This window comes from Nonomuraea basaltis (assembly GCF_005893125.1).
In the GTDB taxonomy this organism is placed as follows: domain Bacteria; phylum Actinomycetota; class Actinomycetes; order Streptosporangiales; family Streptosporangiaceae; genus Nonomuraea; species Nonomuraea basaltis.
Genome location: NZ_VCJS01000554.1, coordinates 1 through 1,441, shown reverse-complemented (window position 1 = coordinate 1,441; position 1,441 = coordinate 1). Strand labels below are relative to the sequence as shown.

The following is a 1,441-nucleotide window of genomic DNA, read 5'->3' as shown; positions in this document are numbered from 1 at the left end:
GCACACCGCCCACTGGTCAATCTGGCGACGCCGACATCAGGCTCGGGCCCGCTGGTTCCACAAACGCACCCGCCTGACTACGACATAAACCCACAGCTCAGCTCACGAATGGTGACTGCCGTACTAGAGACAGGTTTGCCCGACGGCGACAGGACACGAGGTGGAGGGAGCCGGCGGCCACCTCGGGCCGGGCCGTCTCCGGGCCGTCCACGGTGAACCGACAGTGACAGGCAATGGCCGCTACCGAACCCCTCGGGAGCCAGGTCAACTGACGGACGCGAGTTCTCTCGCATGTTGCCGCAACGCACAATCTCTTCCTGCGCAACAAGCGGTCGGAGTGGCGCGAATACCGCCGCCACGTCACCGAGTTCGAGCTCGGCCGCTACCTGCCCGTGCTCTGAGCCCTTACCGCGCGGCGCCCTTGGCGGGCGCCGCGCGGACGGCTGTCACGGGCCCTGGAACTCGCGCACCTCGATCGGGAGGAGCGCCACCGCCTCGGCCTGCTTCCGGCCCCATTCGAGGGCCGTCTCCATGTCGGCCGCCCGGATGATCGTGAACCCGCCGATGTGCTCCTTGCCCTCGGTGTACGGGCCGTCGGTGGACAGCGCCTCGCCGGCCCGCATCCGGATCACGCGCGCCTGGTCGGCCGGCTGCAGCCCTCCGGAGAAGACCCACACGCCGGCGTCCTTCATCTCCTGCTCCAGGGCGCCCAGGCGGCGCATGACCGGGTCCAGGATCTCGGGGCCGGGCGGCTCGCCGTCGGGCTGGTACATGGTCAGCACGTAATGCTTCATGAGCGATTCCTTTCCGTCGATCCGTCAGATCTCACCCCTTACACGTACGACATCCGCCCGGATCGACGGCGCGCAAGAAAAAGGGAACGAAAAAGCGGGCCACGTCACCACATGACCCGCTCTTTCTGGAAATTTCTACTTATTGACGTGCTTGTACAGGTACACCGCCGCCTTCTTCAGCTGCGCGGACGTGCTCTTCCCCGTACGGTGCTTCTCCGCGACGCCGATCGCCTTGTTCAGCGTCGTCTTCCCGTGCACCTTGGCCGAGCCGTTGTACACGCCGTGCGCGTAGTTCAGCCAGGCGGCCAGCAGCTCGCGGTCGAGCAGCGCCTTGGCGACCTTGCTCTTGGTGTTGAGCACCTTGTACGCCTTGGCCAGGGTGGTCGCGTCGGTCAGCTCGGGGAAGATCTTGCTGCCGTTCTGGGCCAGCGTCAGGTAGCACAGGAGCGTCTGGTCGCTCAGCGACCCCTTGTTCCGCGGCATCTCCTTGGCCCAGCTCTTGGCGCTCAGCGGCTTGGTGCCGTTGCCCCGCTTGCAGTCCTCCGGAACCGGCACCAGGTCGACGTTCACGTCCGGGTCGCCCGGGCCGCCCGTGGAGGTGTGCGTCGGGCTCGGGTCCGGCGTGGGGGTCTTGGTGGGTGTGGGCG

The 1,441-nt window shown here is 67.0% G+C and carries 2 protein-coding genes; both read right to left on the bottom strand.

The genetic code is table 11. The annotated features are described in order from the left end of the window. Positions 1 to 446: 446 nt before the first annotated feature. A complete protein-coding gene (locus EJK15_RS69335; RefSeq protein WP_138720927.1) occupies positions 447 to 794 on the bottom strand; it encodes a YciI family protein in 348 nt (115 codons plus the stop codon). A 135-nt stretch (positions 795 to 929) separates the two neighbouring features. Continuing rightward, positions 930 to 1,441: hypothetical protein (locus EJK15_RS72455; protein WP_206062375.1), on the bottom strand; the 512-nt coding region annotated here is incomplete at its 5' end.

Bases quoted from the DNA above. Each gene is read 5' to 3' on its own strand.
- EJK15_RS69335 (WP_138720927.1), bottom strand. From the start codon at position 794: ATGAAGCATTACGTGCTGACCATGTACCAGCCCGACGGCGAGCCGCCC.